This window comes from Planomonospora algeriensis (genome assembly GCF_977012225.1).
In genome coordinates this window covers 1-256 of record NZ_CDRNDK010001169.1, presented here as the reverse complement: position 1 = coordinate 256, position 256 = coordinate 1, and the positions used below count along the sequence as shown (strand labels likewise).

General features: G+C 75.0%; 1 protein-coding gene. It reads left to right on the top strand.

Going from position 1 to position 256, the window contains the following annotated elements:
* On the top strand, positions 1-256 hold a 256-nt coding region (locus ACWJ6R_RS38280; protein ID WP_449066840.1), incomplete at both ends, for an EAL domain-containing protein.

The window sequence follows — 256 nt, the reverse complement described above, 5'->3', positions numbered from 1 at the left end:
TGTTCCACCAGGGCCTGCGGGTGGAGCGGCTCGACCAGGCCCGCATCGCCGAGGGGCTGCGCCGGGCGCTCGAGCAGGACGCCTTCTCCGTCGACTACCAGCCGGTCGTGAACCTCGAGACCGGCGGCGTCCACGCGGTGGAGGCGCTGCTGCGCTGGCGGACCTCCGAGGGGCTCGTGCCGCCGGACGCGTTCATCCCGGCGGCCGAGGAGACCGGCCTGATCGTGCCGATCGGGGTGCAGGTGCTCCGCCGGGC